We start from the raw sequence: 8,225 nt of genomic DNA on the forward strand, positions 1-8,225 counted from the left end.
GTTGTGGACGGCCGCCCAGCAGTTGCATGGTGCCTTGCATGTCGACCACGATTTCAGTGGTGTAACGCTTGATACCGTCTTTTTCCCACTCGCGGGTCTGCAGCTTGCCTTCGATGTAGACCTGCGAACCTTTACGCAGGTATTCGCCGGCGATTTCGGCCACTTTGCCGAACATCGAAACACGGTGCCATTCGGTCTTCTCGACCTTCTGACCGGTTTGCTTGTCGGTCCACTGTTCGCTGGTCGCCAGACTCAGGTTGGTCACGGCGTTACCGTTAGGCAAGTAGCGAACTTCGGGATCCTGGCCGCAAGTGCCGACCAATATGACTTTGTTAACCCCACGGGCCATAACGTTCTCCTAGGCTACGCACGCTGCCTCGGCCGGGTTGTTCACCAGGCGCTCAAGGGTCGTGCGATCCAATAGTTCTGTGTCCAATTTGATGTAAATCGCCGCTTCATCAGCAACGATCACCGCATCTGTTACCCCTACGACGGCCTTCAGGCGCTCAACCAGACCCGCTTCGCGGATCGCCTCGGGCGACAACGGCAAGCGCAGGCTCGTGACGTAAGGTGGTTCACGCATGGTAACAGCAAAGGCCAGCCAAAGTGCAGCCAGCCCGGCACATCCCAGGAACACAACCGACAAACCGCCGTGCTGAAACAGCCAGCCGCCGAGGATCCCGCCCAGTGCCGAACCGAGGAACTGACTGGTGGAATAAACCCCCATCGCCGTGCCTTTGCCGCCTGCCGGTGAAACCTTGCTGATCAGCGACGGCAAGGACGCTTCCAGCAGATTGAACGCGGTGAAAAACACCACCGTGCCGATCACCAGAGCCCGCAAGCTGTCGCCGAACTGCCAGAAGAATAGCTCAGTGAGCATCAGCGTCAGCACCGCGCCCAATAAAACTCGTTTCATTTTGCGTTTCTTCTCGCCGTAGATAATGAACGGGATCATGGCGAAGAAGGAAATCAGCAGCGCAGCGAGGTACACCCACCAGTGCTGCTCCTTGGGCAAACCGGCTTTTTCGACCAGCGCCAGGGGCAATGCAACGAAGCTCGACATCAACATCGCGTGCAACACAAAAATGCCCAGGTCCAGGCGCAGCAGGTCCGGGTGCTTGAGCGTCGGGATCAGTGCCTGACGCGCGACACCAGACTCGCGGTGCTGCAATGGCCCGGTGGCGCGCGGCACCATGAACATCACGATGACGATACCGAGCAGCGCCATGCCGCCGGTGGCGAAGAACAGCCCCGAGAGGCCGAAGGCACGGGTCAGCAATGGCCCTACCACCATGGCAATCGCGAACGACAGACCGATCGTCATGCCGATCATGGCCATGGCTTTGGTCCGATGCTGTTCCCGGGTCAGGTCCGACAGCAATGCCATGACCGCCGCAGAAATCGCCCCGGCGCCCTGCAGGATGCGTCCGGCGATGACGCCCCAGATCGAATCGGCATTGGCCGCCAGCACGCTGCCCAGGGCGAAGACGATCAGCCCCAGGTAAATCACCGGACGACGACCGATGCGGTCGGAAATGAAGCCAAAGGGAATCTGAAAAATCGCCTGGGTCAGGCCGTAAGCGCCAATCGCCAACCCGATGAGGGCCGGGGTCGCGCCTGCCAGGTCCATCCCATAGGTCGCCAGCACCGGCAACACCATGAACATGCCAAGCATACGGAAGGCGAACACCAGGGCCAGACCGCTYGCYGCGCGGGTCTCRCTGCCACTCATGCGTTCGCTGTGGGGATCGTGCATGGAAAAACCTCRTSTGAACCGGCGGCGATTCTACCAGTCCCATCGRWWGACGGGGTATATMGCGACGCTATGACGCGCGCAGATGACGCAATCTTCATGCAAGGTTGCGCGCCCCTCATTTGATAGTGTGCATCCATCCAGTATTTGGCCGTATACTCCTACGTTTTCGACGCCCGCCGAGCGAGGCCACTTTGGACAAGATCCTGATTCGTGGGGCCCGAACCCACAACCTGAAGAACATCGACCTGACCCTGCCACGGGACAAACTGATCGTCATCACCGGCCTGTCCGGATCCGGCAAGTCGTCCCTGGCCTTCGACACGCTGTACGCCGAAGGCCAGCGCCGCTATGTCGAATCGCTGTCGGCCTACGCCCGGCAATTCCTGTCGATGATGGAAAAGCCTGACGTCGACACCATCGAAGGTCTGTCGCCAGCGATCTCCATCGAACAGAAGTCGACCTCGCACAACCCGCGCTCGACGGTTGGCACCATTACCGAAATCTACGATTACCTGCGCCTGCTCTACGCTCGCGTCGGTATTCCGCGCTGCCCGGACCACGACATTCCGCTGGAAGCCCAGACCGTCAGCCAGATGGTCGACCTGGTGCTGGCGCAACCGGAAGGCAGCAAACTGATGCTGTTGGCTCCGGTAATCCGCGAGCGCAAGGGCGAACACCTCTCGGTCTTCGAAGAACTGCGCGCCCAGGGCTTTGTGCGGGCCCGGGTCAACGGCAAGCTCTGTGAGCTGGACGAGTTGCCGAAGCTGGATAAACAGAAGAAGCACTCGATCGATGTCGTGGTCGACCGCTTCAAGGTCCGCGCCGATCTGCAACAACGCCTGGCCGAATCGTTCGAGACCGCGCTGAAACTGGCGGACGGCATCGCTCTGGTGGCGCCAATGGACGACGAGCCCGGCGAAGAAATCATCTTCTCCGCACGCTTTGCCTGCCCGATCTGCGGCCACGCCATCAGCGAGCTGGAACCCAAACTGTTTTCCTTCAACAACCCGGCCGGCGCCTGCCCGACCTGCGATGGCCTGGGGGTTAAACAGTTCTTCGACACCAAACGATTGGTGAACGGTGAACTGACCCTGGCCGAAGGCGCGATCCGCGGCTGGGACCGGCGCAACGTCTATTACTTCCAGATGCTTGGCTCGCTGGCCGCCCACTACAAGTTCAGCCTCGAAGTGCCGTTCAACGAACTGCCGGCCGATCAACAGAAATTCATCCTGCACGGCAGTGGCTCGCAGAACGTCGACTTCAAGTACCTGAACGACCGCGGCGACATCGTCAAACGCTCGCACCCGTTCGAAGGCATCGTGCCGAACCTGGAACGCCGCTACCGCGAAACCGAATCGGCTTCAGTCCGCGAAGAACTGGCCAAATTCCTCAGCACCCAGCCTTGCCCGGATTGCCGTGGCACCCGTCTGCGTCGCGAGGCGCGACACGTGTGGGTTGGCGAGAAGACCTTGCCGGCGGTGACCAACTTGCCGATCGGCGATGCCTGCGAATACTTCGGCGTGCTGAAGCTGACCGGCCGCCGTGGCGAAATTGCCGACAAGATCCTCAAGGAAATCCGCGAACGCCTGCAGTTTCTGGTCAACGTTGGCCTGGACTATCTGTCACTGGATCGCAGTGCCGACACGCTGTCCGGCGGTGAGGCCCAGCGCATTCGCCTGGCCAGTCAGATTGGCGCCGGTCTGGTGGGGGTTCTGTACATCCTCGATGAACCGTCAATTGGCCTGCACCAGCGGGACAACGACCGATTGCTCGGCACACTCAAGCACCTGCGTGACATCGGCAACACGGTGATCGTGGTCGAGCACGATGAAGACGCGATTCGTCTGGCTGATTATGTGGTGGATATCGGCCCGGGCGCGGGTGTGCACGGTGGACATATCGTTGCCGAAGGCACGCCGGACGAAGTCATGGCTCACCCTGATTCGCTGACCGGCAAGTATTTGTCGGGCCGGGTGAAGATCGCCGTTCCAGCCAAACGCACACCCCGTAACAAGAAGCTGTCGCTGTCCCTCAAGGGTGCTCGCGGTAACAATTTGCGCAATGTCGATCTGGAGATTCCAATCGGCCTGCTGACCTGCGTGACCGGCGTGTCCGGCTCGGGCAAATCGACGCTGATCAACAACACGTTGTTTCCCTTGAGCGCTACCGCACTCAACGGGGCAACGACCCTGGAAGCGGCGGCTCACGACAGCATCAAGGGCCTTGAGCACCTGGATAAAGTCGTCGACATCGATCAGAGCCCGATCGGTCGCACACCGCGCTCCAACCCGGCGACCTACACCGGCTTGTTCACGCCAATTCGCGAGTTGTTCGCCGGCGTACCGGAATCGCGCTCCCGCGGTTACGGGCCGGGGCGTTTCTCCTTCAACGTGAAGGGCGGACGCTGTGAAGCCTGCCAGGGCGATGGCCTGATCAAAGTGGAGATGCACTTCCTGCCGGACATCTATGTCCCGTGCGACGTCTGCAAGAGCAAGCGCTACAACCGCGAAACCCTTGAGATCAAATACAAGGGCAAGAGCATCCACGAAACCCTCGAGATGACCATCGAGGAAGCCCGGGTGTTCTTCGACGCAGTTCCGGCCTTGGCGCGCAAGCTTCAGACGCTGATGGACGTAGGCCTTTCGTACATCAAGCTGGGACAATCGGCGACGACGCTGTCGGGCGGTGAAGCCCAGCGGGTGAAACTGTCCCGCGAGCTGTCCAAGCGCGATACCGGCAAGACCCTGTATATCCTCGATGAGCCAACTACCGGCCTGCACTTTGCGGATATCCAGCAACTGCTCGATGTTTTGCATCGCTTGCGCGACCATGGCAATACCGTGGTGGTGATCGAACACAACCTGGATGTGATCAAGACCGCCGACTGGTTGGTGGACCTGGGGCCGGAAGGCGGCTCCAAGGGCGGCCAGATTATTGCCGTCGGCACGCCGGAAGACGTGTCCGAGATGAAGCAGTCTCACACTGGCTACTACCTCAAACCACTGCTGGCTCGCGACAAGGCCTGAATCAGGCCCATGAAAAAGCCCCTGTCACTTTGTCGGTGACAGGGGCTTTTTTGTGCGTCGTCGGCCTAAAAATCAGAACTGCGATTGCAGGTAATTCTCCAATCCGATCAACTTGATCAAACCCAGCTGTTTCTCCAGCCAATAGGTGTGATCTTCCTCGGTGTCGTTCAGCTGAATGCGCAAGATCTCGCGGGTGACATAGTCCTTGTGCCGCTCGCAAAGCTCGATGCCTTTGCACAGAGCTGCACGAACTTTATATTCCAGACGCAGGTCAGCGGCGAGCATGTCCGGCACGGTGGTGCCGACATCGAGATCGTCCGGACGCATGCGCGGCGTACCTTCGAGCATCAGGATCCGACGCATCAGCGCATCAGCGTGCTGAGCCTCTTCTTCCATCTCGTGGTTGATACGTTCGTAGAGCTCGGTGAACCCCCAGTCCTCGTACATCCGCGAATGGATGAAATATTGATCACGCGCTGCCAGTTCGCCTGTCAGCAACGTGTTGAGGTAATCGATTACGTCTGGGTGACCTTGCATCGCCCTACATCTCCCTGCCTGAAAGTCTGTAGTTTGAACCAACCTGACCTGAAGGTCACTCGCCCGCCGCAATAAAAGCGAAGATATTCTGAGAAAATGGGTTCAAATAACGCAAAAAACCGCCCTAATGAGGGCGGTTCTGCTTCTCGTTTAGACTTCGTTAAGCTGTACGCCCAACGCCTTCGCGATGCCTTCTCCATAAGCCGGATCGGCCTTGAAGAAATGCTGTAGCTGACGATCAACCACGTCGCCGGAAACCCCAGCCATTGCACCGGCAATGTTGTTGATCAGCAGCGCTTTCTGCTCATCGTTCATCAGACGGAACAGCGCACCCGCGTGACTGTAGTAGTCGGTATCTTCGCGATGATCGTAACGGTCAGCCGCGCCGCTCAAGACCAAGGCAGGTTCCGCGTAGTGCGGTGCCTGTTTCGGTGATTCAACGTAGCTGTTCGGCTCGTAGTTCGGCGCCGCACCGCCATTACTGCCAAACGCCATCGAACCATCGCGCTGGTAAGTGTTGACCGGACTGCGAGGTGCATTCACTGGCAGCTGCTGGTGATTGGTGCCCACACGGTACCGGTGGGCATCCGCGTAAGCGAACACACGCCCCTGCAGCATGCGGTCAGGTGACAGGCCGACGCCTGGGACCATGTTGCTCGGACCGAACGCGGCCTGCTCGACTTCAGCGAAGTAGTTCAGCGGATTGCGGTTGAGCTCAAGCTCGCCCACTTCGATCAACGGGAACTCTTTCTGCGACCAGGTCTTGGTCACGTCAAACGGGTTCTCATAGTGAGTCGAGGCCTGAGCCTCGGTCATGATCTGAATGTTGACACTCCATTTCGGGAAGTCACCGCGCTCAATGGCGCCGAACAGGTCACGTTGTGCGTAATCCGGATCGGTGCCGGCCAGGCGCGCCGCTTCTGCCGGAGCGAGGTTCTTGATCCCTTGCTTGGTTTTATAGTGCCACTTCACCCAGTGACGCTCGCCATTGGCGTTGATCAAGCTGTAGGTGTGGCTGCCGAAGCCGTGCATGTGACGGTAACCGTCAGGGATGCCGCGATCCGAAAACAGGATAGTGACCTGGTGCAGCGCCTCAGGCGAATGCGACCAGAAATCCCACATCATCTGCGCGCTTTTCAGGTTGCTTTGCGGCAGACGCTTCTGGGTGTGGATAAAGTCAGGGAATTTCAGCGGATCACGGATGAAGAACACCGGCGTGTTGTTGCCGACGATGTCCCAGTTGCCTTCCTCGGTGTAGAACTTCAGGGCAAAACCACGTGGATCACGCTCGGTGTCAGCCGAGCCGCGCTCGCCACCCACGGTGGAGAATCGCAGGAAGGTCGGGGTTTGTTTGCCGACAGACTCAAACAGCTTGGCACTGGTGTATTGAGTGATATCGCGAGTCACAGTGAACGTGCCGTAAGCACCCGAGCCTTTGGCGTGTACGCGACGCTCCGGGATGTTTTCACGGTTGAAGTGGGCAAGCTTCTCGATCAGGTGGAAATCGTCGAGCAGCAGAGGGCCACGAGGGCCGGCGGAGCGGGAATTCTGGTTGTCGGCGACAGGAGCGCCACTGGCGGTCGTAAGTGTTTTGTTTTGGCTCATGCGATCTCTTCCTCTGTCAGTCTTGAACTGCCGGCTAAATCGGCTTGGTGGGAAGTATTGATCATCAACATGACAGTCACAAATTCATTAATTTGCAGACATCAATAGAAAATTACTAATGATCAACCCAAGCATATAGTGCCTATAGGGAAGGGTTTGAAGCTTGTACGCAGAGCGCATTTCTTGCAGGCACAAAAAACCGGGCACTAGGCCCGGTTCTTTGTTTCAGACTGACGTCTTACTCAGCGGATACAGCTTCACCGCCGACAGCACGATCAACCAACTCGACGTACGCCATAGGCGCGTTGTCGCCAGCGCGGAAACCGCACTTGAGGATGCGCAGGTAGCCACCCTCACGGGTAGCGTAACGCTTGCCCAGGTCGTTGAAGAGCTTACCAACGATAGCTTTCGAACGAGTACGGTCGAAAGCCAGACGGCGGTTAGCCAGGCTGTCTGTCTTGGCCAAAGTGATCAGCGGCTCAGCAACGCGGCGCAGTTCTTTGGCTTTTGGCAGTGTAGTTTTGATCAGCTCGTGCTCGAACAGCGACACCGCCATGTTTTGAAACATGGCCTTGCGGTGCGAGCTGGTGCGGCTCAGGTGACGACCACTTTTACGATGACGCATGGTTCATTCCTTACCAAACACAACGTTCGGTGATTACGACGATCAGGCAGTCGCCTTGTCGTCCTTCTTAAGACTTGCAGGCGGCCAGTTGTCGAGGCGCATGCCGAGGGACAGACCGCGGGAGGCCAGAACGTCCTTGATTTCAGTCAAGGATTTCTTGCCAAGGTTCGGAGTCTTCAACAGCTCTACTTCGGTACGCTGAATCAGGTCGCCGATGTAGTAGATGTTTTCCGCCTTAAGGCAGTTAGCCGAACGTACAGTCAGTTCCAGATCGTCAACCGGGCGAAGCAGGATCGGATCGATCTCGTCTTCCTGCTCGACAACCACTGGCTCACTGTCACCTTTGAGATCGACGAACGCAGCCAACTGCTGTTGCAGAATGGTTGCAGCACGGCGGATAGCCTCTTCAGGATCCAGGGTACCGTTGGTTTCCAGATCAATAACCAGCTTGTCCAGGTTAGTACGCTGTTCGACACGGGCGTTTTCCACCACGTATGCGATACGGCGAACCGGGCTGAACGAAGAGTCAAGCTGCAAGCGACCGATGCTGCGGCTTTCGTCTTCATCGCTCTGACGCGAGTCTGCCGGTTCATAACCACGACCACGAGCTACGGTGAGCTTCATGTTCAGGGCGCCGTTAGACGCCAGGTTAGCGATTACGTGATCGGGGTTAACA

General features: G+C 58.3%; 7 protein-coding genes. 1 reads left to right on the top strand and 6 read right to left on the bottom strand.

The window, feature by feature from the left end:
- Positions 1 to 349, bottom strand: a 349-nt coding sequence (locus tag AC1DLB_RS13985; protein ID WP_477785147.1) for a single-stranded DNA-binding protein, incomplete at its 3' end; no start/stop codon positions are given.
- Between the two features lie 9 nt (positions 350 to 358).
- Positions 359 to 1,756, bottom strand: a complete 1,398-nt coding sequence (locus tag AC1DLB_RS13990; protein WP_019650831.1) for an MFS transporter — start codon at positions 1,754 to 1,756, stop codon at positions 359 to 361.
- A 191-nt stretch (positions 1,757 to 1,947) separates the two neighbouring features.
- Between AC1DLB_RS13990 and uvrA the strand changes: the two genes are divergently transcribed.
- Complete coding sequence (uvrA, locus tag AC1DLB_RS13995; protein ID WP_018925658.1) at positions 1,948 to 4,782, top strand: excinuclease ABC subunit UvrA; 2,835 nt, start codon at positions 1,948 to 1,950, stop codon at positions 4,780 to 4,782.
- A gap of 72 nt (positions 4,783 to 4,854) precedes the next feature.
- On the opposite strand, the gene bfr is transcribed toward uvrA, so the two are convergent.
- The 4 genes from bfr to AC1DLB_RS14015 form a co-directional block, all read right to left on the bottom strand.
- Positions 4,855 to 5,319 carry a bacterioferritin gene (gene bfr, locus AC1DLB_RS14000; protein ID WP_018925657.1) on the bottom strand — a complete coding sequence of 155 codons (465 nt, stop codon included), beginning with the start codon at positions 5,317 to 5,319 and terminating at the stop codon, positions 4,855 to 4,857.
- Positions 5,320 to 5,469: 150 nt separating this feature from the next.
- On the bottom strand, positions 5,470 to 6,924 hold the full coding sequence (locus AC1DLB_RS14005) for a catalase (protein ID WP_477744629.1): 1,455 nt from the start codon (positions 6,922 to 6,924) through the stop codon (positions 5,470 to 5,472).
- Positions 6,925 to 7,162: 238 nt separating this feature from the next.
- Entirely contained in the window at positions 7,163 to 7,549 is a 387-nt protein-coding gene (rplQ, locus tag AC1DLB_RS14010; RefSeq protein ID WP_007924175.1) for a 50S ribosomal protein L17, read from the bottom strand.
- A gap of 42 nt (positions 7,550 to 7,591) precedes the next feature.
- On the bottom strand, positions 7,592 to 8,225 hold a 634-nt coding region (locus AC1DLB_RS14015; protein ID WP_477785148.1), incomplete at its 5' end, for a DNA-directed RNA polymerase subunit alpha.

The organism is Pseudomonas sp. 05N434 (genome assembly GCF_056396965.1).

Coding starts and splice junctions, on each gene's coding strand:
- bfr (WP_018925657.1), bottom strand. CDS start 5,319: ATGCAAGGTCACCCAGACGTAATCGATTACCTCAACACGTTGCTGACA.
- AC1DLB_RS14005 (WP_477744629.1), bottom strand. CDS start 6,924: ATGAGCCAAAACAAAACACTTACGACCGCCAGTGGCGCTCCTGTCGCC.
- rplQ (WP_007924175.1), bottom strand. CDS start 7,549: ATGCGTCATCGTAAAAGTGGTCGTCACCTGAGCCGCACCAGCTCGCAC.